Source organism: Pseudoalteromonas sp. M8, from assembly GCF_018141365.1.
GTDB lineage: Bacteria > Pseudomonadota > Gammaproteobacteria > Enterobacterales > Alteromonadaceae > Pseudoalteromonas.
This window is the reverse complement of sequence record NZ_CP047240.1, coordinates 4,294,654-4,318,572: the sequence shown is the minus strand read 5'-3', so window position 1 is coordinate 4,318,572 and position 23,919 is coordinate 4,294,654. Positions and strand designations below refer to the sequence as shown.

Annotated in this window: 19 protein-coding genes and 1 pseudogene; 11 read left to right on the top strand and 9 right to left on the bottom strand. The window is 43.3% G+C overall.

Annotated features, from left to right (window positions below):
* Position 1 precedes the first annotated feature (1 nt).
* Genes GSF13_RS24155 through GSF13_RS24125 form a run of 7 tightly spaced genes read left to right on the top strand, consistent with a single transcriptional unit; the run spans position 2 to position 4,191 of the window.
* Positions 2–373, top strand: coding sequence for a hypothetical protein (locus GSF13_RS24155; protein WP_010607004.1), 372 nt, complete (start codon positions 2–4; stop codon positions 371–373).
* Between the two features lie 13 nt (positions 374–386).
* On the top strand, positions 387–755 hold the full coding sequence (locus GSF13_RS24150; protein WP_174170153.1) for a hypothetical protein: 369 nt from the start codon (positions 387–389) through the stop codon (positions 753–755).
* The gene (locus GSF13_RS24145; protein WP_174170154.1) at positions 745–1,356 is read left to right on the top strand and encodes an amine oxidase; all 612 of its coding nucleotides are present in this window, start codon (positions 745–747) and stop codon (positions 1,354–1,356) included. The genes GSF13_RS24150 and GSF13_RS24145 overlap by 11 nt, the downstream gene beginning before the upstream one ends.
* A 17-nt stretch (positions 1,357–1,373) precedes the next feature.
* On the top strand, positions 1,374–2,609 hold the full coding sequence (locus tag GSF13_RS24140) for an ATP-grasp domain-containing protein (RefSeq protein WP_227386661.1): 1,236 nt from the start codon (positions 1,374–1,376) through the stop codon (positions 2,607–2,609).
* A 26-nt stretch (positions 2,610–2,635) separates the two neighbouring features.
* Positions 2,636–2,980 carry a pentapeptide repeat-containing protein gene (locus GSF13_RS24135; protein ID WP_010607000.1) on the top strand — a complete coding sequence of 115 codons (345 nt, stop codon included), beginning with the start codon at positions 2,636–2,638 and terminating at the stop codon, positions 2,978–2,980.
* 6 nt (positions 2,981–2,986) lie between these two features.
* Positions 2,987–3,910: a 2-dehydropantoate 2-reductase gene (locus GSF13_RS24130; protein WP_211867359.1), complete on the top strand. Its 924-nt coding sequence runs from the start codon at positions 2,987–2,989 to the stop codon at positions 3,908–3,910.
* A 2-nt stretch (positions 3,911–3,912) separates the two neighbouring features.
* The gene (locus GSF13_RS24125) at positions 3,913–4,191 is read left to right on the top strand and encodes a 2TM domain-containing protein (protein ID WP_010606998.1); all 279 of its coding nucleotides are present in this window, start codon (positions 3,913–3,915) and stop codon (positions 4,189–4,191) included.
* 26 nt (positions 4,192–4,217) lie between these two features.
* On the opposite strand, the gene GSF13_RS24120 is transcribed toward GSF13_RS24125, so the two are convergent.
* The gene (locus GSF13_RS24120; RefSeq protein ID WP_029215891.1) at positions 4,218–6,305 is read right to left on the bottom strand and encodes a winged helix-turn-helix domain-containing protein; all 2,088 of its coding nucleotides are present in this window, start codon (positions 6,303–6,305) and stop codon (positions 4,218–4,220) included.
* Positions 6,306–6,730: 425 nt separating this feature from the next.
* Here GSF13_RS24120 and GSF13_RS24115 point away from each other — a divergent pair.
* Positions 6,731–7,177 (top strand): annotated as a pseudogene (locus GSF13_RS24115) (ATP-binding cassette domain-containing protein); the annotation flags it as partial.
* A 35-nt stretch (positions 7,178–7,212) separates the two neighbouring features.
* On the opposite strand, the gene GSF13_RS24110 reads toward GSF13_RS24115, so the two are convergent.
* Entirely contained in the window at positions 7,213–7,401 is a 189-nt protein-coding gene (locus GSF13_RS24110) for a hypothetical protein (protein WP_010606994.1), read from the bottom strand.
* A gap of 233 nt (positions 7,402–7,634) precedes the next feature.
* Here GSF13_RS24110 and GSF13_RS24105 point away from each other — a divergent pair, with 233 nt between their 5' ends.
* Both GSF13_RS24105 and GSF13_RS24100 read left to right on the top strand, forming a co-directional pair.
* Positions 7,635–8,840, top strand: coding sequence for a lanthionine synthetase C family protein (locus GSF13_RS24105; RefSeq protein WP_174170157.1), 1,206 nt, complete (start codon positions 7,635–7,637; stop codon positions 8,838–8,840).
* A 9-nt stretch (positions 8,841–8,849) separates the two neighbouring features.
* The gene (locus GSF13_RS24100; RefSeq protein ID WP_211867357.1) at positions 8,850–11,978 is read left to right on the top strand and encodes a lantibiotic dehydratase; all 3,129 of its coding nucleotides are present in this window, start codon (positions 8,850–8,852) and stop codon (positions 11,976–11,978) included.
* 45 nt (positions 11,979–12,023) lie between these two features.
* Here GSF13_RS24100 and GSF13_RS24095 read toward each other — a convergent pair whose 3' ends face one another.
* Positions 12,024–13,589, bottom strand: a complete 1,566-nt coding sequence (locus tag GSF13_RS24095; RefSeq protein WP_206473556.1) for an NAD(P)-binding domain-containing protein — start codon at positions 13,587–13,589, stop codon at positions 12,024–12,026.
* A 237-nt stretch (positions 13,590–13,826) separates the two neighbouring features.
* Between GSF13_RS24095 and GSF13_RS24090 the strand changes: the two genes are divergently transcribed.
* Positions 13,827–14,345 (top strand): hypothetical protein, encoded by a 519-nt coding sequence (locus tag GSF13_RS24090; protein WP_206473555.1) that lies wholly within the window; start codon positions 13,827–13,829, stop codon positions 14,343–14,345.
* Positions 14,346–14,394: 49 nt separating this feature from the next.
* Here the strand turns inward: GSF13_RS24090 and GSF13_RS24085 are convergent, their stop codons facing one another.
* From GSF13_RS24085 to GSF13_RS24060, 6 genes are all read right to left on the bottom strand, one after another.
* On the bottom strand, positions 14,395–14,568 hold the full coding sequence (locus tag GSF13_RS24085; RefSeq protein ID WP_017218574.1) for a hypothetical protein: 174 nt from the start codon (positions 14,566–14,568) through the stop codon (positions 14,395–14,397).
* A gap of 228 nt (positions 14,569–14,796) precedes the next feature.
* Positions 14,797–17,343 (bottom strand): family 20 glycosylhydrolase, encoded by a 2,547-nt coding sequence (locus tag GSF13_RS24080; RefSeq protein WP_206473554.1) that lies wholly within the window; start codon positions 17,341–17,343, stop codon positions 14,797–14,799.
* Positions 17,333–18,208, bottom strand: a complete 876-nt coding sequence (locus GSF13_RS24075) for an ROK family protein (protein ID WP_211867355.1) — start codon at positions 18,206–18,208, stop codon at positions 17,333–17,335. Before GSF13_RS24075 ends, GSF13_RS24080 begins: the two co-directional genes overlap by 11 nt.
* A 6-nt stretch (positions 18,209–18,214) precedes the next feature.
* On the bottom strand, positions 18,215–19,480 hold the full coding sequence (locus GSF13_RS24070) for an MFS transporter (protein WP_211867353.1): 1,266 nt from the start codon (positions 19,478–19,480) through the stop codon (positions 18,215–18,217).
* Positions 19,481–19,585: 105 nt separating this feature from the next.
* Positions 19,586–21,073 (bottom strand): tryptophan halogenase family protein, encoded by a 1,488-nt coding sequence (locus tag GSF13_RS24065; RefSeq protein WP_249122736.1) that lies wholly within the window; start codon positions 21,071–21,073, stop codon positions 19,586–19,588.
* Between the two features lie 58 nt (positions 21,074–21,131).
* Positions 21,132–23,786, bottom strand: a complete 2,655-nt coding sequence (locus tag GSF13_RS24060) for a TonB-dependent receptor (protein ID WP_211867349.1) — start codon at positions 23,784–23,786, stop codon at positions 21,132–21,134.
* Between the last annotated feature and the right edge of the window lie 133 nt (positions 23,787–23,919).

The following is a 23,919-nucleotide window of genomic DNA, read 5'->3' as shown; positions in this document are numbered from 1 at the left end:
CATGAATAGTCAATTTCTAGATATTTGCCGGATTGAACAAGTTGAAAATGGGGTGGCTCAGGGTCGATTAGTACTCAGTAACTATTGCGGAACTTTGGCTGTGGATCCATTGTTTTTAGCACTGGAAGGTATCCATCAAGCAGCAGTCAGAGTGGGAAAAAAGGTGATTGAAGGTGCCAGTAGCCGTGAAATTCGCGTTTTACCAGTAAACATTAACCAATTTCAGCAGCTTGGTGAGTTTGTTTTGCAGGACTACCAATTTAGTTGTGAAGCTGCACCGTTTGGGCCATCCGCACGAGTCAAAATATCTGTTTATGAGGCACCAGACAAACCCGTGGTTGCAGAGTCCCAAATCACAGTGGCCAAAATTTAGCGAGGATAAAATTATGCATAACAATCAAATGTTGTTTACTAACATCCGTTGGCAATCTGACTTTGTGTTTGAGTTTATTTTAGATGCAAATCACTACCTCTTTGCAGAGCATTTTCCTGGTTTTCCAGTTGTGCCAGCATCCTTAATCATGGAAATGGTCTATACACAGTTAGCTAAAAAGCTCAAAAAAGAAGGGTGTAAACTTTTGATAAATAACGCTAAATTTTTAAGCCCAATGTTGCCAGCACCAAACTATCGTTGTGAGCTGAAAAATAAGTCAGGTGCGACTTACATGTTCACCATTTCGGATAGTACAGGTAAAGCTTACAACAAAGGGATTATTTCTTTAATCACTGATTCGGAGGTGGAATATGCTGCGTAAGATTCTTTTAGGGGTTGGTCCATGGGTCGTATTCAGTTTGGTACTACGGTTTGGCACGATGGAGCTTATCAATGTTGCGTGGATCGCATTTTTCGTTCTCCACACTTATTTTGGCCGTCATTATCTCAAAGCCGGCAACCCTTTATCTTGGGTTTCATCACTATTGTTTTTGATTTTGTTTGCTAATGGTATTTTTGGTTGGTCTTACTGGGCACTTCAGTATGGCGCGCAAATCTGTTACGGCGTTTTTGCCATTACGGCATTAGTGACCGTAATGGTGAACAAACCATTTACGTTAACGCACTCAAAGCTTGTCACGCAACAAGAATTCTGGGGGCATCCAATCTTCTTGAAAACAAACCAGCATGTGTCACTGTTCTGGGCCGCTAGCTTTGCATTGAATGGCGTAGTGATGATGTTTGAAGTTTACTATCCGTGGGCATCGCTAATCACAACCTACTTAGTGCTGACATCCGCTATCGTTTTTAGTGATCTTTACCCAATTCGTGTACGAGAAAAGGCGATGGCAATGCGAGCTAAAATGGAAGCAGAAGCGCAACAACAGGCAAAAATGAAAGCATCGGCGCAATCAGTCGCATAAAAAGTAGAGAGAATAAAATGATGAACAAACAAGTATTAATGCTGGCTCGCGGTGAGTATGAAAGCTTTCTAAAGCTAGATGGCTCTACCATATTCGACAATCTGCCTTGCCAGGGGGTGATTCTTGCGGACCGAGGTAACGCTAAAACTTATCCAAAGCTAACGGACAAATTTAAAGTAGAAGTTGTTCGTTGGTCTGAAGAAGAAAAGCTTAAAGAGCAGGTCGTTGCACTACATAAAGAGTATCAATTCACCGCGGTAGCAACCTTGGATGAGTCTAATGTTGGCCTAGCAGCTGAGCTGCGTGAGCTACTGGGAATTGAAGGGCTGCAGCATGAGCAAGGTCTTTGGTTTAGAGACAAAGTCACGATGAAGCAACGCTTGAAAAATACCACCGTGAAGTATCCGCAATTTGCTTGCTGCACTGACATTGAGCAAATAAGAACCATGCTATCTACATTCGGTAAGTTGGTGATAAAGCCTAAAGATGGTTTTGGTAGCAAAGAGGTTATATTTGTTTCTATACCACAAGAGCTGGAGGTATGGATTGAAAAAAACCAACAGCATCTAGGACACTTTGAGGCGGAAGAGTTTATTGAGGGGCAGCTATACCATATCAACGCCATGATAGTGAATGGTGAAACAAAATTAACAGCCCCTGCTGCTTATTTACCAGGTATGAGCAACATTGACTTTACGGCGGGCACTCCATTTATCAGTGTAATTGAAGAAGATACCGAGCTAAAACAAAGGCTGATTGCATTCTCTGATGAAGTAAATAGAGCGTTTGAAATCAAAAATGGCATTACGCATCTGGAATGCTTTGTGTCGCCTAACGGCGAACTCACTTTCTGTGAAATCGGTCTACGACCAGGTGGTGGAGGTATCGTCTGGATGATTGAGTTGCAATACGGTGTGAATTATGCCGAGGCTGTTTTGGCTATCGAAGCGGGCTGCACGGAGGTTTTGCCTTCGATTAATGAACATAATCCAGCTGTATCTGGATTGATAGGAATTCGCTCGAATATTTCGGGATTTGTTAAAGAGTGTTTGCCATTGGGTGCAATGACCGACTCTCGAATCAAGCTCAAGCAATCTTTTGTAAAGCCAGGCGCTTTTAAAGCGGCTTCGACTCATTGCACTGACTTCTTAAGCCTGTTTATTTTTGACTCTGAGAATACTGAGTCATTCCACGGAATGTGGCGCGATATTCAGCAGAAGTACCAACAAAATTTATCATTTACCACTATTTAAGAATCAACAGAAATAAGGAAAAAACCATGAACACTATCAACTTAAGTAACTGTGAGCACACTATGGAGCTTCTTAACGTAAATATGCAAGAAAGCTCTCTCGAGGAAGTGGATGCGTCAGAATCTACGCTTAATCAAGTGAACTTCAGTGAGTCGAAACTTGAAAAGGTGAAGTTTGATAAATCTGAATTTGACGGCGTCTCTTGTCAAGAAGCAAATATGGTATCAATTAACTTATTTAATACTACTCTGACCCGCAGCAACTTACACAACTTGAAAATTTCAAGCTGTAACTATGAAGGTATGACAATTGAGGGTATTGAAGTCTTCAAATTGTTGCAAGCATATCAAAAGCAAAACTCTGCTGCGTAAACAATCATGAATGTTCTCATCGTAGGTTGTGGTGGGATAGGTGGTTACTTCGGTGCTAGGCTGGTAGAAGCTGGCACCGAGGTTACTTTCCTTACTCGTGCTAATACTGCGGCTAAGTTACGCAGTGGTGGGTTACACCTAAAAAGCGCCAGAGGAGATGTTAACACGCCAGTTAACGTGGTAACTGCTGATGAGCTCAATCAAAGTTATGATCTGGTTTTACTTACTTGTAAATCTTACGATCTAGAGCAGTGTTTACAACATTGCGCAGCGGCGATTAACGTATCTACGTTTATATTGCCTATGCTTAATGGCTTTGGTCACTATGCAAAAATACAAGCTGCTTTTCCAGATGCCAAGTTGTTATATGGTTATTGTAATATCAGCGCTGCACGGCATGTAGATGGTTACATTCAACATTATAACTCCATCCATGAGATGACACTGGGTGTCGCTGACGGTAGTGAACTTAGTGACAGGTTAGAAGTAATAATTGCTCAGCTAAAGACCGCTCACTTTAATTTACGAGTGAGTAAGCATATTAAGCTAGAGATGTGGGAAAAGTTTGTCTTTATAAACGCACTAGCTGGAGTGACCTGTTTATTGAGAGGCACTGTTGGTGAGATTTTGCAAACTCGAAATGGTCAGTCTGTAGCAATGCAAATTTTAGAAGAGTGTCAGCAAGTAGCTAAAGCGTATGGTTATGCAGTTCGTCCAAGGGCAAACAAGATGACGAGAGATGCATTTGCTCAGGCAAACTCTCCGTTATCGGCATCAATGCTTAAAGATATTCAAAATTACTCTACCATTGAGTTAAATCTGATCGCTGAATTGTGTGATTTTGCAGAGAAAAAATCAATTTCTATACCTTTTATGCAAGCGGTGTACAGCCACTTACAAGTGTACCAGAACAAATTGAAGGAATGTTAGCCATGAATAATGAAGCGAGCAGTTATAAAGCTGCAATAGAGCAGGTAGGTAGAATTAAGTCATTTTACCAGTTTGCTCTGAAAGGGTTAGTACTGTGTGTATTGTTGGTGCTACTTAATGCAGTTATCAATCATGAATATATGTGGAGCCTTTGGGTTCTTGCTGGTTGGTCGATATTGTTCGTACTACGCTGGATTAGCTGTTTTGGCTTCTCCTCTTTTTTTGACCGAGATTGGGAGAAAAAACAGATAGATAAACGGCTTTCAAAGATGAATAAGTGAGGTGCTTGGTGTACGTAGCTCCGATATTATTTAGCTTCAATTAGCTCTATAATATCGGTACTACCTAAGGTGTATCGATCAAAAATACAGGTTGAATCACTACAATTTATGCGTTTTGGGTTGCTCTTAAGTTCTAAGGTTTTAACAAGGTGGTAACTTGGAGCGTTTTGCCATATTTTTAGCTCTGTATCATGAATTAACAATATATAATCTGATGTGACTGCCCATCGTCCTGAAGAGTAGGTTTCAAATTCTTCAATAAGCAGCTTCTTCTCCCTTGTGTATGGATTATAGCGCCAAAGTCCTGGCTTCCTAAACTGAGTAAGATAAATATCATTTTTAAAAAAGTGCCCCGTATAGCCAGATACGCCAAGTAGTTCTTTCTGATCTGTATCCAACTTGAGTGATTCCAGATACCAGCTTTCGTTGACTTCTTTGCTAAACAGAACCTTATTGATGTCTTTTGAGTACGTAAAGTTCTCAAGGTTAGGGAGGTCTTCTTTTAATATCGTAATTTCATTTGTTTGTTTGTCGATTCTGAATAATTTGCCAGGGGTCGTTGCGAGAATGCAGTCACCTGCATCAGCCAGAGTGCTTATATGCTCGAGTTCAGGAGAGTCTGAAACCAGAACGTTCGTCTTTCCTGTACTATGCCATATCCCATTTCGATTTGAGCGATTGCTTATATAATAGAAACTACCATCGTCTTGAGGTGCTGTAGGAGTGTGCTCGTAGTAATCTATTTTGTCTCGTTCTTCCAAAGCCAATGTGTTTAAATCAAGATAAGACAGTTCTGAGAGGAATAGATTGCCTTTACTCATGATGACAGAGTCACCGATCGCTTCTGCCATATAAAGTTGAAATGGTAATTCATCAAGTGCCGAAAACTTTTGCTTGGCAATAGAGTAAGAAAGTAATTTACCATCTTTAGTGAAAATAAGTTCATCGTCAGATCGCCAACTAATTTTGTCGATTAAAAAGGGCTTTGAAAATAGTTTTCTTGTTTCGCCTGTTTGGATATTCATTACCCAAATGCTAGAACGTTCCCAGAATAAGTCTCTGACAAACGCAATGTAATTACCATTTGGGCTAATTGCTGTGCCATAATCACCTCTCCCTGTTGTAGGAGGGGAGGTAAAGTTCCTGATCAGACCTGTGGTAAGATCATGTTTGACGATTACGAATGGACTGGAGAGTTGATCACCTTTTGCGTAGAAAAGTGAGTTACCGTCTTTAGCAAACGTCACTGACATGAGGTAGCCCCCTTCAGCACATGAATCGAGGAGCTTCTTCTCCTCCATAATCAGTTCATTTCCTGCCACACGTGTGATAAACAGTTGGCATTGTTTGCCCTGGTGCTCGACAAAAGCGAAAGACAAGCCATCTCTAGAAAATGCAAAAGACGTTAAACGCTGGTTGTTTCCCAACTCAACAAGTTGTTTCTCACCTGTGGATAGCTGTTTGACCATCAAGGTATATTGAGATTCTTGCTCATTTAAATACACCAATAGACTTTTATCCGGCGAGATAGCAAAATCATATTCAATTCCGCGATCAAAAGTTAACGTCTTTTGTGAAAAGCTTGGAGTAACAAAATTCGCTGAAAAGCTTGGAGCCAAAAACAGCACGGCGGTAAATGCTGTGATTAAACTAATGCTAATCAGCTGCTTTTTATGGTTTAGCAATTGTAATAAAGAGGAGTTCTTCTGTTCTGATGAGATGGCTTTGGGTTGCGCAAGCCCTTGCGCCTTATTGTTCTCAGGGTGTGGTTTTAGCTTGGAAGCACTTCCTGTCTCTAGTTGTTTCTCAGCATATTGCTGGGTGGTATATCTACTCACCTGTTCAAAGGCATTAAAACGATAGCCTTTTTTGGGGACGGTAGAAATGTACTTAAGATTGGGGTCACCGCAGTTAATCAGCTTCCTAAGTTCAGAAATAACAGACGCGATAGTGTTTGTATCACGATATTGAGTACCCCATACTTCCATCAATAAAGTATCATAATCTACAGTTTGCCCGTTAGCCTCCAGCAACGCTTTCAAGCATGCATTGTGGCGAGCAGCTAAGCGGAATATTTCTCCGGTTTTCAGTATTAGCTCATTATTAGAAGCCACGAAAGTCCAATGAGGGGTGCTGTATATGTGCATGACTACGTCTAAATCCCCGCTACCCAATCCTGATTTAACTATTTATAATATTTGTGCGTTAAACTCAACGGCATGTTGTGATGGATGTTAGTATCGATATTGGTTACGTAAATGTCAATATATTGGTTGAAAATTCAGTGAAGGTTAATATTAAGGTGACTTTATTTGGGTTTTTTTTAACAATAACGTGGTTGTGTGATGCTGTTTTTATTTTGGGTTATTTCATTAGTGAGTTTATCTTAACTTACTTATTCTTATTATCTTTTTTATTTTTTCACTGCTGATTTAGATTGTTCCGAAAAATAAAATGGAACATATTAGCTTCTGCAGTGAAATCTGTCGATTTTTCACGCGGTGAGCTGTCAGGAAACAGATTTAAAGGCATTTGTGGATTAGCCAAATTGATGCAAGACGATGAGCTCCTATCCGGTACTGTGGCTGATAATATTGCCTTTTTTGATTCACCAATCAATATGGAAAAAGTAGTGCATTGTGCTCAATTAGCAGCTATCCATGATGATATTAGCGATATGCCAATGGGCTATGACAGCCTGATTGGTGATATGGGGTCGAGCTTATCCGGTGGTCAAAAGCAGCGGATCATCTTGGCGCGTGCTCTGTATAAAGACCCTAAGATTCTGTTTATGGATGAAGCAACAAGCCACCTTGATACGGGGCTGGAAGAAGATATCAATGAAGCGGTATCGCGGTTGAAAATTACCCGTGTGATCATTGCGCACCGTAAAGAAACTATCGCCTCGGCTGACAGAGAAATTAAGCTCAAAAAGCCGATGCATAGTGAGGGTGAGGAGCAAACGTCAACATCTGATTCAGAATAAATAAAGCGAGCACAGAGCTCGCTTGATATGTATCTTTATGGGATCTGACAGGTGTGCTCACGGCAAGAGCGGTTACGACCTGTCCAACAGTCACCGTAGCGATCAGTGAATAAGGCTGCTGCAGGAGATTTACCACCAGCAATCTGAGGTGTCATATTCGCTGGAATAGATTTGCTGTCGTTGGAAAGCGCTTTTATACACTTTTTGTTTAGTGCTAATTTCATTTGTTGTTCCTTACTTTTGCGGTTAATAACAATCCTTTATTTCAATCCTTTTAACCCCCCAAACTCAAAGGGCGTACAAAAAAACTAGTTCTAGTTAGGGTGAATGTCAATTCTTTGTTTGTTTTGTGTTTATCTGTATTTCTTGTGTGTCAAAGTTTGAGTTTGACTGAACAAAAGGTTAACTTACCTGTAGTGAAGACAAAATTAAAAACAGAATTTGAACAAGGATAAGTATGCTAATGCCATTAGATATAGAAAAAAAAGAACTCATCCTGGCTATGGTAGAAAAGCTGGCTAAGCAGGTAGAGTCAGACCTAGAAATGCTAGACCGTAATGGTTTGCTCAGTGGTCTTGCTGGGCACTTATTGTTTTTATTTCGAGCGGCGAACTTTAATGATGCTTGGGTCGATGAGGAAAAATTTCATCTGGCGCTAGATAAGCTCCAAAACGAATTGGCGGAACAAACCCCGGAACTGAGTTCAGGGTTAGCTGGGCAGGCGTGGGTGCTTGAATATTTTAACCAGTATGACGACGAAGATTATGACCCTGAGCTGCTGGAGGAGATAGATCACTTCTTTGCAACGGCACTTGATTTTACTCCTTGGACGGGAGAAATTGAAATGGTGCTCGGCCTAGCTGGTTATTCACCCTATATCTCACGTCGCGCAAAGAGAACTAAACAAAGCACATTATTTGATCGGTTAGTGACGGGTTATGAATCGGTTGCTGTAGAGTTGAGTGATCAGCAGATCGCTTGGTCTCAGCCAAAACAATCCGTATATCGTTTCGATAAAGAAGATACGGAAAGTCATGAGTTTAATTTGGGACTAGCGCATGGCGTACCTGGCATTATTGCCGCACTTCTTCCCGCGCTTCAGGATCAAAAGGTAAAATTGCGCGCGCAGAAGCTAGTTATCGCGGGTTGTGATTGGCTGCTTGAACAACAAAGTCATGCAGAGGATAAGAAGGCGTGCTTTGGCTCATGTGCAGGCGACGAGCACCATTCTCGGTTAGGTTGGTGCTATGGTGACTTAACTATTGCGTTGACACTTGCAAGAGCTGGGCATGCGCTTGATAAGCCAAGGTATGTTGAGCAGGCATTGGAAATCGCGTTGTTCAACGTCGATAGAGATGCAACACAAGGCCATATTAACGATGCCGGACTTTGTCATGGATTTTTTGGGTTAGTCACCATTTATCAACTGCTCAACCAAATCATGCCTCATCCTAAGTTACAGCAGGCCGCCTTAACTTGGCTAGATTATGGCTTAAATCAGTACCAAGAGCGTGGATTAGAGGCCTTATATTCATATAACGGTCTGGAAAAGGCACATCAGGAAGATCATAGCTTTTTAATGGGTTATTCTGGTATTGGCCTTGCTTTAATTGGCGTGTTAGATGACAACCTAGATTGGGTTGATTGTTTGCTAATGAGTTAAGGAGTGACTATGTCAGCTAAAATATCAACAGATTCCTTTTTTGTATTAAGGACACCAAAGCTGCCGATTGAAACCTTGTTCAATCAACAAGATACTAATGCTATGCTGAGTGCCTGGCTCGCCACACCTGGTGTGGTGGAAGCCCTTTATGTCGCAAGTCCTTCGTTGCTCGAACGCTTAGAACAGTGGCGCGAAAAGCCAAACTCTAAACAAGGTAAAAAAGTTGCTTTAGCACTGCTGAGATATTTAATTCGGATGTCATCTCGTCCTACACCTTTTGGTCTTTTTTCGGGGATCCATACGGGTAAAATTGGCTCAGAAACTCGACTTGTGAGTGATAACGTAGAGCATGATTCCCGCAAAACTCGTTTAGATATGTTTCTATTGTCAGCTGTTCGCTCTCATTTAGCCGAAACGGAAGCAAAATCGGATAGTTTGTCCTATTTACCAAATCCTTCCCATTACTTCATAGCAGATCAGTGTCGTTATATAGAAACTTACCTCTCTGATGACTCGATGCAATATCGCCTAAGTGCAGTCGATAGTGATGAATACTTCATCACTATGTTGGAGCTTGCGAAGCAAAAGCTCAGCTTTTCTCAGTTAATTGAGCAATTTTGTCACCGCTATAACGAAGCTGAATATGATGAAGTTAGCGCCTATCTAGAAGAGCTCATTAGCGAAGGGGTGTTAATTCCTGATATTCCGTTACCTCTTACCGGTGATAGCCCCGACATCGCGCTACTTAAAGCACTGAAAACCATCGCGCCAGCAGAGATTTATACTAAGGTGGAGCAAGCAGTTAATGACCTTGCTATTATGGATGAAAAGGGACATGCAACGCCTGAAGAATATCAAACCATTTTTAATTACCTCTCTGAATTACCAGTAAAAGTTCAAGAAAACAAACTGTTTCAATCGGATACTTATCGCGCGTTTTTGCATTGCGAAATGTCACGACAAGAAGTTGCGAGAGTGAACAAGCAGCTGCAATTGATTGCGAGTTTGAATCGCAGCACTAAGCAGAATCCACTTGAAAATTTTATTTCTAAGTTTAACGCGCGATTTGAAGGACAATTTGTGCCTTTGGACATGGTATTGGATGATGAATCGGGTATCAGTGTCTCAACAGAAACTGGTTATGATGCCCCTCTTGTGGGTGGTTTGCAGTTGGGTCGAGCGAATAGCGGTCAATCTAGTTCCCCTGAATATACTGAACTGGATCACATTATTGAGCAGGCAGTTACATTGCCAAGCAATTTAGGTACAAGCTGTGTGGCTCTTACCAGTAGTGAGTTGAAACAAAGAGTTAAGGATAAAGTAGAACTTAACTTGCCACGTTCAATGGCTGTAATGTTGAGTTTATTTGAGGACGAAAAGTCTAATCCCGTATTTAAGTTCAACGGTTGTTACGGGCCGTCTGCGGCCAATCTTTTGGGTCGCTTCTGTCACCTTGATGAAACATTAAAAGAATCGGTTATTCATCATTTAGAGCAAGAACATAGTCACAGTGAAGACGTTATCTTCGCTGAAATTGTACATATGCCTGAAGGAAGACCCGGTAACGTAATTGCGAGGCCACATTTACGACAATACGAAATCGTCTTCATGGCGGACAGTTCACTTGACCCTGAATACCAGATCCCGCTAAGTGATTTATACGTTTGGGTCGAAAGCCAGCAGGTTAAACTCTGGAGTAAGCGGTTAGATAAGCGCATTATTCCTCGCTTATCCAGTGCGCATAACTTCTCTGCCAGAAGCTTGAGTGCTTATAAATTCCTTTGTATGTTGCAACATCAAGAAAGTGAAACGCCCAAGTTTTCACTGCCCTCGAGCCTAAGAAACGCAACCTATGTCCCACGTATCATGTTAGATAACCTGATTCTGCATGAGAAAACATGGCGTATTGAGCGCAAAGAGCTTGAGGCGTTGCTGGTTAATCAGAGCATCGAAGAAAATAAGCTTCAACAACTCAAAGATAAGTATTTGTTAGACGATTGGGTGAGCTTTGCTGCAGGTGATAATGTGCTAACTTTGAGTTTGAGCCAAAGTGCGATGGTAGAAGTTTTGTTGATGGAAACCAAAGGCCGTCATACGGTTGAGCTCAGTGAAGTGTTGGCATCTCAATTTGCACCACGAGTAACAGATCCACAGGGTCGTCATTATACTAATGAAATCATTGTTCCTTTACTTAATGAGAGTGCAGCTTCTCACACGCACTACATTGAAAAACCGTTAGAAAATATTACGGCTACACCAATCTCTCGGCGTTTTAGTGCTGGTTCCGAGTGGCTTAGCTTAAAAATATATTCAGGTAATACTATTGTTGAGCAGCTGCTTTATGAGCAGTTATTGCCGCTTATTGAGGAAAATAGCGCATTATTCGATAAGTGGTTCTTTATTCGCTATGGCGATCCTGACTGGCATCTACGCTTACGCTTCCAAGGCAAGCCAGAAGTACTTTGTGGAGAGCTATTGCCGAAACTTAATCAGCTGTTGTCACCTATGATAGAGAGCTCTCAGCTACATAAAGTTGAATTAATGACTTATGAGCGAGAGGTTGAGCGTTACGGCGGTCCGCAGTCTATGGCTTTGATTGAAAGCTTATTTATGTTTGACAGTGAGCTTATTGCAAAAAGTTGCCAGCTTGTCGCAGAGTTTGGTGAAGATGTCCGTTGGCGCGTCGCGTTAGCTTTTACTAATCGACTGCTAACGTTATTTAGCTATGATGCTGAACAAAAGCTATCGCTAATCTCTTCATTGCGCGCAGGGTTTGGTAAAGAATTTAATGAGAGTAGTGCGCTGAGAAAGCAGCTCGGCAATCGTTATCGCGACCATCAAACACAGCTCGATGATGACTTTGCGAAGCTTAATATTTCGAACCTAGCGCAATGTGATGAGGCTCAGCAAGCTATACTTGCACTGTTAGAAGGTTGGCAAATGCAGGCTGAGCCAGTGGTGAAGGAAATTCTGACGTTAGAAAAGTCAGGTTCGCTTAACCTGAGTACACAATCATTGCTGGGCTCTCTTTTACACATGCATAACAACCGTATGTTTAAAGCCTATGGTCGAGAGCAAGAATTTGTTATTCATGATATGTTGAGACGAAAATACTTTTCTGAATCTAAAGCCTTGTAGAGTATGAAAAGGTTGGCTTGATTGCCAACCTTTTTCATTTATGAGCTATGCTGATGCTTTATTTTGCATTTTTTCACCAGCAAGCTGTGGCAGTACTCGCTCAATGAATTGTTGAAGTGGTTTAACGTGCGCTTCTATGTCAGTCCAATCCGCTTCTAAGTCCTCAATAATATGATGAGTTTCTATCACCTCACCTTGATGGCAAAGTTCAATGATGGGGTGTAAGAATTTACTTAATTCCGCGTCAGTCGCGTTGTCTTTATGCACCCGAACCTGGTTGAACGGGTCACCTTCAATTGGCGCACCAAAGTCCAATGCTATCTGCAAATGATAGTGATCACCTAGGTGAGCATGGAGGTATGGGCTCGGTAGGTGCTTGTAATACTGCGCCATACCGGTCTCAGATACTGTGACGGCATCCACCATAAAGCCATGTTGCTGCCATAGCGCGCTAGTCTCATTGATACGGCTGAGGATTGCGCTGCTAATTGCTTCTGGTGTGCCAAGGTGTTGGTCGCATGCAAGCGCGGTATCGTGATGTTTTTGCTTTAACATCTCGACTAAAGCGCGGCTATTGTATCTAAAACCATGAATAAAGCCTGAAGTTGACTTACGATATTTGGTGGATTGAGTGAGCGTGCCTGCAAAGTAAAGACCTTTCACATTAATGGATTCAAAGCTGCAATCTAGAGACGGGAAGCGGCCCTCAATCATTAAATCGGGTTTTGCGCTATCGGCAAAAATGCTGCTATCCATGGCAAACCCTGTACAACAAATGATCTCGTCATACTCTATGGTTTCTTGCTCTCCATTTGCGTGGGCATAACTAAAGTGCACGATAAAGCGGTCGTCTTGTTTCTCAATTAACTTAATGTCGGCGTCTAAGATAGCATTTTGAGATTTAAGCTGATAAGTATCTAAAATATTATTGTTTACGGCACGTAGGTCGCCAACATAGTGCGTCTTCCATGCCATGTCTAAAGGATTTGGACTACAAACATGGATTAGACTTGTAGCAGGAATAAGGTGATCAGCCGTTTCGAAAGCGGAGTTTCCTTTACCGAGAATAAGTACGCGCTTGTTTGCAAACGGGGCCAAATCAATATTTAAGTCAGAGTATTGCGTCACTAACTCAATTCCCTCGATCTTTGGAATATAAGGTTTAGGGACGCCTGTACTAACGATAACGCGAGACGCTTCATATTGATCATTACTTGTTGTAGTTACTACAAAGTGCCCAGCAATTTTTTCGATGGACTTAACATGCTGGTTATAAGCAACATTTAGCTGATTTTGGTCGACATAATGATTGAGATATTTGACTAAATTATCTGCACTTGGGAAAAAGTTTTGGTCAAAGCTTGAAAAGTTTAGGCTGTAGTCATCAGTTAAAATTGAGTTCCAGTCGTGTCGTAAGTTGAACTCAGGGTTTGTCGAACCAGTATATACTTTATTAATTGAAATCAGTTTTCGGTGAATTGGGAATGTTTCGAAAAAACATCCTGCGCGCTGACCTGACTCCAACATAAGGTAGGACAAGCCATTTTGTTTTAGATGATAAGCAGTTTGGACCCCCGCAGGGCCTGCGCCAATAATAAGATAATCAAGCATGTTTGTTGTTCCTTGTTGGTGTTGGTGCTGCAACAACTACTCTAGACAGGGTAAGGTTCCCCGCTTTCCCTATTGCAGTTATGATATTAATTTGTTGTGTAATTGTTGTTTTAAAATGTGTATTAATTGTGTATTTGCAATGTTTTTTTACCAATGGTGGGATGACTGGTTCACCTTAAGTACGCAACTTGTGCATGAAGATTTATACTGATTGAGACACAATCAACGGAAATAAAAATGATGAAAAAATTCGGGCTCGCCATATTGGTGGTATTCAGCACGCTATCTTGGGCTAATGAAAAATTAAATGAAGAACTCTCGGTGTTTACACCTTATCTCGGTACTTGGCAATCGGACTTTGATGTAGCTACAGATAAGCCAAAGATGCAGGATGTGAGTCACTGGGAGCGGGCTTTAAATGGCACGGCTGTTCGTACCTTACATTCAATCAACGATGGCATGTACGGCGGAGAGTCATTAATTTTCTGGGATAAAAGTAAAAACAGTCTAGTGTTTTACTATTTTACGACGGCAGGGTTTTACACCCAAGGAACGATGGAAGTCCTGAGCCAGACCGAGTTTGTGGCATACGAAGATGTCATTAATAACAAAGATGGCATTACAAAGGTGAAATCAACCAGTAAATTTGAGAGTGGTCAATTTACGGTGTCGACACAATATTTGAAAAACGGCGAGTGGACTCAACCTGAGTCGCGTGTTTACACGAAAAGTGAGAAAGAGGTTAAATTTAAGTAAGCCTTAAAGTGCCTCCAATGAGGCACTGAACTGTGATATTTACTCTTGATTAGTAAATATCAGGGCAAGTGTGGCGACCACACGTATTGGCAACACAATGCGTTAGCCTGTCTTGGCTGAAGCGAAGCGCGCCGCCTGCAACTTGTGGAGTCATTACTGCAGGTACTGTTTGTTTGTCAGCAGATAGGGCTTTGATTTTCTTTTTGTTTAACGATAATTTCATTTCAGTATTCCTTCTAAACTAGATGCTCAGATTGAGCTACAAAAGTGGATTAACGCGAACTAATTTGTTTCGATTTTTTCGAACAAAAAAGAAACACAATTGCCAAGCTAAAACATATTGCTTACTTTTTCAACATTTTGCTTTCGAATGATTATATGATGGGATATTTGGCAACAATGAAAACGCCAAGTACCTAATAAAGTACTCAGCGTTAAAAACCAGTTAGGCCTACTTTTTGTCTAAACTTAGCGATCTTCCCTTGCGCTCGGAGCCTAACCGAGCTGCCCTAAGTGCAAGTACGTTGCTTAGTGAGGTATTGAAGGGCACCCAGTTGCCGTTTTCAAGCTGTGCTTCGATAACAAAACCCGGAATGGCGGTAAAAGCGTCGAGCTTTGCTCCAGATAGCTGTTTTGCGGCGACGACGGGAATGCGAAATTCAATTCCGGCTTGTGCTAATTTAGGTAGCTCTTGATGGCCCAAAATAGCCACGAATCGTTGCCAATCAGCCTCACGTTGCGCCTGTAACTTTGCAGTAAAATATCCGCTAGACTGGCTGTATATACGACCGGCTTGGTAGGGTAATTCCCACTCGGCATGGTGCCATGCACGCTCTGCAAGGGCCAATAGCCGTGGATAAAGCATGTATTCGGCTTGTGCATCACTGCGCAGCATTTCACTCCATAAGTGCCCTTGGAGCCCGGCAAACTTAACCCCTTTGTTTAGTGATGAGTCGCTGTCGTTGGCTATGTAGGCGTGGTTATTGGTATTTTTCCAGATCTCTGCATGTGCAGGAAGGTTGTCTGGCATAAATTCAAACATCTTCTTGCTTTCGATAGCACGGCTTGCCCAGTGATTACCACGCTCTTCTGGGTGAGATTGATATGGAAAGTCAAAGTAGGTTACATCAGGGCTAGACAAGACCACCTGCCAGCCCTGATTGGCGAAGCGATGCGCGACCGCGTGCCCGTTTTCGCTTAATGTCGCCCAAGCATTGCTCTGTACGTTTGCTGGCATATTTGCAGCACGTACATCACCTAAACCGTCGCTCCACCCTGCAACCTGTATTCCTTTTTTATCTAGTAACTTTGCGATCCGTTCAATGAAGTAACCGTTAAAGTTGGTAAAATCTTTCACGCTTGCCTGCAATTTTTCACAAGCCGGCGACTCTAGCCAAGCACCTGCGGTTTCATCTGCACCTATATGGTAAGTGTTGAGTGGTACACCTGCACGGTCATGCAGTACTTTTACTTCGCTTAATACTTTGTCGATAAAGGTATAAGTGTTTGCAATACAGACATTTAGCGTGTTGTCGTTATAATGTTGAATGGAGCTGTAACGCGTCTTGTCAGCAGCTTCTACTAATCGATATTGCTGCGCATCCTCTGGTTTGCCTTGTGCCATCAGCTTTTTATATCGCGCCTCCATGGCGATGATTGCAGCGCGTGAGTGACCAGGCATATCTAATGAGGGTAACACCTCGATATGATGCGCCTTGGCATAGCGCAGGATCTCAATATAATCCTCTGCAGAGTAAAAGCCATTCACTTGCGCGTTTTTATCATTCCCAGCGCCTAATTGCGGCAATAGGCAGCGAGTTTCGGTCAAATCAAAGCAGCGATAAGCGCCGACAGAGGTGAGTTCGTCAAGACCGTCGATGGCTAAGCGCCAGCCTTCATCATCCGCTAAATGAAGGTGCAGTTTATTTAGCTTATACGCCGCCATCTGTTCAATGGTTTGTAAAATAAAGGTTTTGGAGCGGAAGTTGCGGGCAACATCGACGTGTAAGCCACGAAAGTCGTACCTTGGTGTATCATTAATATCCACTATGGGAATACTTAAATCATTAATATCCAACAGCCCTGCAAGGCTTTGTAGCGCATAAAATGCAGCGGCGCTGTTATTGGCTTGGATTGAGATATTATTTTCGGCGACCGTCAGTTGATAATGTGGACTTGATTGCTTATTTGGCTTTACAGCGACATTAACTACAAGTCCGTCCTTGGTGCTTTTTACCCCGAGGGTATTGAGTCGCTGTTGTGCCATGGCGATAGCCTCAGCTGAAACGCCCGAAAGTTGCAGATTAATACCGGCTGCTAGATTGAGTCGTTTATCGGACAGCACAGCCAGTTGTTTAGGTTTAGGTATTAGCCCAATTGCAGCATCAAGTGTTGGCTTCACTTGATGTTGATATAAGTATTCGCTGCCCATCCACGGCGTGTCATCTTTACTGCTGGTTTGCAGCTGGTTGAGCGTATCAAATGGCGTCAGATAAGGTTGTAGCTCAAGTCCTGTGTCGTTATCGCGCTGGGTTTGCGTGCTTTTGATCACTTGTGGGGTGAGCTTAAGCTGCGCGTCCGTTACAACATAATTTGGCATAAATTCCGAGCGCGTAACCTGAGAGTCCTTGGTATAAAAGCGCACGGTAGTGGGAGCACTTGAAAACCCACTAAACCCTGCTGCAGGCGTGATTTTGTGAATATCACCATTGATATGGGTGATGGCAAAGTTATCGCCCTCGACATGGTAAATCGGCATCAGTTGGCTAAAAAAGATAGCAAAGTCATTATTTGCTTTGGTATTTTCTTTAGCTACGCTAAAACTCAGCTCTGAGTAATAGCACTTTTGTTGTGCCTTGGGGCAGGTGCTTGGCTTGCTATCAAGCAAGGTGTACTTTACATCAAGATTTTGACCTAACCAGTTTACTGCGGTTTGGTCGAGCGCATAAAGGGGTGACGACACCCCAAAAAGTAGGGCCATAAGCCTATTAAACTTCATTGGCTAGTTCCTTGTTATCATGGTTAATTTTATTGTGTTGAAACAATCCGTATGCCCCTAAAAGTGGCGCGTGATTTAAGGTGCTTGGAATGACACGAACGGATTGATATAAAGCATTGCCAAGCAATTGCTGCATCTTTGCTTCAAGTGCAGCGTTAAAATAGTCATATGAATGCGTCACGGAGCCGCCAAGTACAATGACATCTGGATTCAGCACCATGACTATTTGCGCGAGTGCATGACCAACGTGACCGCCAAAAGTCTCAAATTGTTGTAGTGCAAATGAGTCGCCACTGCGTGCTTGTTCGGCCAACCACCTCCCTTCAATTCCTTGTCTCCCAAAGAACTGTCCTGAAGCATAATCTTCAATAATTCCATCAAGATAGCTTAAATTTCCTAGCTCTCCTGCAGCACTATGGTTACCCGTATATAAATTACCGTTAAACACAAAACCGGCACCAATGCCTGTGCCAAGGCATACGCCAATTAGGTTGTTGGCATGGTGGCCACCATATAAGTATTCACCAAATGCAAAGCAGTTTGCGTCATTATGGACAACAACGGGCAATGAAAAGTGGCGTTCTAACAACCGTTTCAGAGGCACATTTTGCCAATGAGGAATATTTTGTGTTGTCAGCACGGTGCCGCTGCACACATCCAGTGTGCTTGGTACGCCAATCGAAATACCAGTTGTTTCGGTCGTTAGGTTTTCTTCGATTAAACGGATAACAAAGGCATTAACTTGGTCTAAGTTGGCCTGACTAGGCACTGCATACTGGCGTACCTGCTCGACCTGAGTGTGCGCAACCGAAGCCACAAGCGCTTTGGTGCCACCCAAGTCAATACATAACAAAGAGTGATTCATCGTAATTTAACTATTTTCATTTAGAGGTTGAGACAGCGTCTTTTGACTATTGCCAAAAGTTCTATTTTTAATCAAAGGATTAGCCCATACACCAACACTCAGAATATAGCTAAGTGGCAGTAGTAACAGCAGGGCTGCAAGTTGTAAGTTGTTACTCAATTCGGCCGCAAAACCTATGATTGGAGACATAAAAGCACCGCCAATGATCCCGGTACATAAAATCCCTGTGATTGCGCCATGGCCGGTTTTGAATGAATTTAATGCCAGAGCAAAGATGACCGACCACATAATGGAGAGGAAAAATCCCACAATTGGAAAAGCAATAAGCGCCACCGTAGTGCTACCGAATAACGCACTTAGGAGCGCGATAGCGGCGCCAGAGCTGAATAAAATCAAAAGCTTTTGCGCATCAATGAGTTTAAGTAGTGCCAGTCCAAGTAAACAGCCTAAGGTTAGGCATAACCAGAATTCGCTCACCACTTTTGCGCCTTCGATGGTTGGGTCTAAGCCATGATATTGCTGCAAAAAGACGGAAATAAGGTTAGCGACACCTTGTTCTAGCGCAACATAAGCGGCGATGGCGGCAAAAAATTTCAGTACGGTTTTATCTTTAAAAAAACCGATACTTTGTGACCAGCTCAGCTGCTGCTTTTTCTGCTCCGGTACCGCGTTAAATGGCGTAAATTGCGAGAGTAATAGCATCACGACGCTTAGGATAGCGAATACCGCATAGATACTTAGCCAGGTTTTATCTGCTGGGATAACACCAGACAGCGCTCCGCCAAATCCCTCTGCGGTGGTGACTTGAGACTGTAGTTTGCTATAAACCAGAGGCGCGAGTGTTGCGGCAGCACCAAACATCAACTGCGCAAACACTGAAAGTACGGCAAAGTGTTCTGAACCACCGCTAGCGCGTAATAGTGGATTGATAGCCACTTGCAGTAGTGCCATGGCACAGCCGAGCATAAACAACGCAACCATGGCAATGGCAAACGTTGGCATTAGCACAAAGGTCGTTGCGCCAATTGCAGCAAGGGTAAATGCGAGCTGCATAACGGTTTTTTCTCCAAAACGCTGAACTAGCAGTCCCGCTGGAATAGACATCACACCGTAAGCGATAAAAAAGGCGAACGGGAAAAACCCCGCAAGCGTTAGACCTATGCTGTAACTTTCTATTAATGCTGGAAAAATCGCGCCTAAAATATTGGTGATAAAGGACACCGTAAAAAAGGTTGCCAATACTAAGGCAATCACTAGGTAGCTTTTTTTCATGTTGTATTTCCACCTTCATTAGGAGCGGGTGATGGCGTGGCGATCTCGCTTGTGGGCAGACAAACAAAAAGATCAAGGGGAATCTCACCACCACCCGCAATTGGTTTATGCACGGAACGCTTGTGCTCGCTGTAATTGTTCCAGTGCTGTTGTATGGGCAGTAAAATGCTCATCACTAAGCTTCGTAAGATAGGCCTTGGCCGCCTGTTCGATATGCTGTGGCGCTTGTTCAAAGGGCATTTGGCAGGCGCTATCGCGATGATCCATGCCGCCAAGTAAGCAATACCAACTGGGACGAATATAGGGTGAGTGCATCCTGTGTTGGTTGAGCCAAGCATCAAAATCACCACCGCTACGCCAGTGTGTGAGCAGCTCATCGAGCTCGTTTAAGCTCAGAGCTGCGACTTTTGCATCTTGCCAATACGGTGAATCTGCGCGTTTGCTGGTGGCGTAATGTGCCAGTACATACTCTTTAATACCGAGCACCAGATCCGACAGTTGTTGATTGATGGCTAGTGTCTCGAGCTGTTGCGAAAGCAGCTTATTCAATAACTCAATGCTATAACCTGTGACCATCAGCGCGGTGGCTTCGAGTGGTTCAATAAAGCTCTGCGCGAGGCCAATAGCAAACACATTGCCTTCAATACTGCGCGCCATCATGCCCACTTTCATGGTGAGATGTTTGGCTTGTCCTTTATCGAGTTGCGCGGCTTGACGCAGTTGAGCCTCAGCCTCTTCGGGAGTGGTATGTGCGCTGCTGTACACGTAACCATATCCGGTTCTGCCTTGTAGCGGGATCTGCCAGCGCCAGCCGCACGGCATCGCGATAGCAGAAGTGCTTGAAGGTAGCGGGTTTATTTTAGCGCCGGCAATCGCGACAGCAGAATCATTGAGTAACTGATCTGCAAAGGAAATAAAGGGTACTTCGAGCGTTTTCTCTATCAGCAGGGCGTTAAACCCTGAGGCATCGACGTAAAAATCGCTTTTCACCTGCTCACCCGACTCAAGTGTCAGTGCAATAATTTCTTTGGCATGATGCTGTACGCTACTCACCGTACTTTGAATATGCTTTACGCCTCGCGCTAGGCTAAATGCCCTTAACCAATCCGCAAGTTTTTGCGCATCAAAGTGATAGCCGTATTCAAGCGCCCTTGGTAATGGACGCTGTGGCAGAGGTGCTTGTTGCTTGTCGGCCAGCACTGCAGCTAAGAAGTAATGTTCGGGTTTATCTATATATTCGCTACCACGACGTCTGGCATTGGCGTTGACAAAGTAGACTTCCGCTGTTTTTACATCCATTTCAGAGAAGAAGGGATGGAAATAGCCGCCATTGTCGCCATTCCAGTTATCAAAATAGATCCCGGTTTTATAGCTTGCTTGGCATGCGGGCATCCAATCGCGCTCTTTCACACCAAGGCTTTGCATAAAAAGCTGCAAATGTGGCGTTGAGCCTTCGCCAACGCCAATTCTGCCAATACTCGATGACTCAATCACCGTGACCGATAAATTGGGTTGATGCTTAGCAAGGTAGGCTGCGCACATCCAACCGGCGGTACCGCCACCAAGGATGGTGAGTGACTGTATTGTTTTCATAGGCAAATGAGTTTTCATAGGCAAATGACCCCAGCCGCAAGCGACTGGGGCTCCGAGGTTAGAACTTATAGCTGACGCCAAGGTAATAACGCGTACCAAATTCAATGGTGTTCTGCGTTAAGTTGTAGTTGGTGTCGTAAGATTGAATAACCTCATTGGTCAGGTTTACACCCTCTAAGCTGACATCCAGATTTTCCATTGCATGCCACACCAAAGATGCATCCCATTGTTGGTAGCTATCGTTGCGCACCGCTTGTGCTGCACCGACGCCAATCCATTCACTACGCCAGTTATAAGCGATACGTGCACTGAACTGCTCGTTTTCGAAAAATAGCGAGCCGTTAAATGAGTTTTCAGATACTCCCGGCACCATTTCTTTTGCATTATCTGGTGTGGTGGTTTCACTATCCACGTAGGTGTAGTTAGTAATAAAGCCAAAGCCATTATCAAAGCTATGTTGAAGCTGCAGTTCTATCCCTGTTACGTCACCGTCTCCGTTACTACGTGGGCGTGTGACTCGGCATTGATCATACTTAGAAGGGTCGGTACCGCATCCGTCTACATATTCAATCGCTTCAGTAGAAAAGACAACGTTGTCAATTTTCTTCACAAAAACGGCTGCTGAGAACAAGGAAGCTTCGGTAAAGTAATATTCGACGCTAATATCTGCTTGATCTGCTTCATAAGGTTTAAGGTTCGGGTTACCACCGGTGGCAGAACCAAAGTTGGCATCAATCGCTAGACCTGGTTTTAAGTCGTTATAATTAACTCGAGACATAACGCTGGAGGCGGCCGCACGGATGATAATATCGTCGCTGTAGTCATAAGCGAAGTTGATGCTCGGTAGCCAGTTGTCGTAGTCAACCGTTTCATCGAACACCGTGTTATCAACATAGCCGCTGGACTGTTGTTCTGTATCCACATAGCGTAAGCCGATATTACCGCGGAAGTTTTCACCGCTGAATTCACTTTGCACATAGATAGCGAGCATATCTTCTTCGACATTGTAGGTTTTACCAAAATCTTGCTGCTCAATTAATTCACCCGCCTCATACTTACCAGTGATAAAATCCCACCACTTATCTTCATCGAGCTTGGCGTATGAGTTAAGAATATGTCCGCCTGTTTGCGAATGAAGATTGGTAAAAATACCATCACTCCAGTTAGCTAAGCTATTACCATCAGGGACAAAACCAACAACATCCGCTGGATTTCTTTGTATTGCGATACGTGCAAATTCGTTTTTATTAACCTTCACACCTGCTTTGATGTTCTTGAAGTAATCATGCTCTAGCATCCATTTGATATCGGCTTGCGCATAACTTACCTCATGTTCTTGAATCGTAGTTTGGAAGTTTGATTCATGAGCAAATTTGAGCTGTGAGGCATCGGTTGGGTCTAGCGAATCAAACCAAATTTGATAAGGGCCTGTGGCATCGTAAGTAAAGCCGCCGTCAGTACTATTTTGACCATTAGGGAAGGCTGGATCGCCAATTTTTCCACCCTCATCCGTTGCCGGGATCCACCAACTTGAGGAACCAAACTGTGTACCACCATCAGATGTAGATCGACCAATAACACCGCTTACCTCGAAAGTATCACCGACGTATTTACCACTGAAGTTTAAGACATCGACTTCCATGTTTACGGCGTTACGAACAGTAGGGTTGTATATAATGTTCGCGTAAGCTGGCAAAATACGTGCGCGTTGTGTACCGCCTGCAGCGTTGTTTTGTACATCAACAGCACCTGCACCACGGGCACTTACGGTAAGGAAGTTATGGTTTACATGTGGGTTGTCAAACTCAAAGCGAAAGTAGTCTACCGCAAATTCGGTGTTATCGCTTGGTGCAAATTGCGCCGTGAGTTGCGCGCTGGTGCGCTCGCGCTCAGCTCTAAATGCTTGTGAGCCGATTGCCCAAGCGCCCACTGTAGATGCTTGTCCCGTATCTTGATCCGCCGCAAAATATTCATAGTAGCCACCAATGGACTCAATAACGTGACGGCCTGAAGTCAGGTTCTCAACAGAGTATGCTGCGAGCACACCAAATTTTTCATCGTCACTTTTCCAGCTACCTAAAAATGAGCCACTTATATCATTTTCATCATACAAAGTAGAGCGGCCCATTTCTGCTGACACCATGTAAGTGTGTGCATCTAAGTCCAGTGGTTTACGCGTGACAAGATTCACTGTACCACCCAGCGCACCTTCTTCAAGGTTTGCTTCAGGCGTTTTGTAGACGTTCACTGCCGAAACTTGCTCTGCTGATAACAGCTCCATGTTAAAAGTACGCGTCGATGGACCCAAATCATACCAATCGGTACTGGCGACCGATTGGCCATTTAATAAAATACGCGATTGCTCGGGCGCGGTACCACGGATAGTAACACCACTTACTTCACCATATTGGCGGTCGACCGTGACCCCAGAAATACGCTGTAGCGCATCACCAATGTTTTTGTCGGGAAACTTACCAATATCTTCCGAGGTGATAGCATCAACAATACCATCTGCAAAGCGCTTGGTGTTCATTGAAGCTTCAAGCGAGCGGCGAATGCCTCTTACTTCAATTACTTCGACTTTTTCAGTTGCGCTTTGTTCTTCGGCTAATGCTGATGGTGCAGCGGTGAGTAAAAGTGGTGATAAGGTACTTGCTGTCACGATGGCGGCAAGTTTATTCAATTTAAATTGCTTCAACTTAGTTGTTTTCATTGTTCTGCCCATTGTTCCTATTTGTTGTTGGCAGAAGCTAGGGTATCGCCTTGGGTGTTTTTTAAGCGGTATATTTCTATCTACTAATGATACTTTTCACGCTTAAATGAGAGTAATTTGACAAAAATACTTC

What these genes read in the sequence shown, in the direction of transcription:
- GSF13_RS24155 (WP_010607004.1), top strand. Translation starts at nt 2, where the DNA reads ATGAATAGTCAATTTCTAGATATTTGCCGGATTGAACAAGTTGAAAAT.
- GSF13_RS24150 (WP_174170153.1), top strand. Translation starts at nt 387, where the DNA reads ATGCATAACAATCAAATGTTGTTTACTAACATCCGTTGGCAATCTGAC.
- GSF13_RS24145 (WP_174170154.1), top strand. Translation starts at nt 745, where the DNA reads ATGCTGCGTAAGATTCTTTTAGGGGTTGGTCCATGGGTCGTATTCAGT.
- GSF13_RS24140 (WP_227386661.1), top strand. Translation starts at nt 1,374, where the DNA reads ATGATGAACAAACAAGTATTAATGCTGGCTCGCGGTGAGTATGAAAGC.
- GSF13_RS24135 (WP_010607000.1), top strand. Translation starts at nt 2,636, where the DNA reads ATGAACACTATCAACTTAAGTAACTGTGAGCACACTATGGAGCTTCTT.
- GSF13_RS24130 (WP_211867359.1), top strand. Translation starts at nt 2,987, where the DNA reads ATGAATGTTCTCATCGTAGGTTGTGGTGGGATAGGTGGTTACTTCGGT.
- GSF13_RS24125 (WP_010606998.1), top strand. Translation starts at nt 3,913, where the DNA reads ATGAATAATGAAGCGAGCAGTTATAAAGCTGCAATAGAGCAGGTAGGT.
- GSF13_RS24110 (WP_010606994.1), bottom strand. Translation starts at nt 7,401, where the DNA reads ATGAAATTAGCACTAAACAAAAAGTGTATAAAAGCGCTTTCCAACGAC.
- GSF13_RS24105 (WP_174170157.1), top strand. Translation starts at nt 7,635, where the DNA reads ATGCTAATGCCATTAGATATAGAAAAAAAAGAACTCATCCTGGCTATG.
- GSF13_RS24100 (WP_211867357.1), top strand. Translation starts at nt 8,850, where the DNA reads ATGTCAGCTAAAATATCAACAGATTCCTTTTTTGTATTAAGGACACCA.
- GSF13_RS24095 (WP_206473556.1), bottom strand. Translation starts at nt 13,589, where the DNA reads ATGCTTGATTATCTTATTATTGGCGCAGGCCCTGCGGGGGTCCAAACT.
- GSF13_RS24090 (WP_206473555.1), top strand. Translation starts at nt 13,827, where the DNA reads ATGATGAAAAAATTCGGGCTCGCCATATTGGTGGTATTCAGCACGCTA.
- GSF13_RS24085 (WP_017218574.1), bottom strand. Translation starts at nt 14,568, where the DNA reads ATGAAATTATCGTTAAACAAAAAGAAAATCAAAGCCCTATCTGCTGAC.
- GSF13_RS24080 (WP_206473554.1), bottom strand. Translation starts at nt 17,343, where the DNA reads ATGAAGTTTAATAGGCTTATGGCCCTACTTTTTGGGGTGTCGTCACCC.
- GSF13_RS24075 (WP_211867355.1), bottom strand. Translation starts at nt 18,208, where the DNA reads ATGAATCACTCTTTGTTATGTATTGACTTGGGTGGCACCAAAGCGCTT.
- GSF13_RS24070 (WP_211867353.1), bottom strand. Translation starts at nt 19,480, where the DNA reads ATGAAAAAAAGCTACCTAGTGATTGCCTTAGTATTGGCAACCTTTTTT.
- GSF13_RS24065 (WP_249122736.1), bottom strand. Translation starts at nt 21,073, where the DNA reads ATGAAAACAATACAGTCACTCACCATCCTTGGTGGCGGTACCGCCGGT.
- GSF13_RS24060 (WP_211867349.1), bottom strand. Translation starts at nt 23,786, where the DNA reads ATGAAAACAACTAAGTTGAAGCAATTTAAATTGAATAAACTTGCCGCC.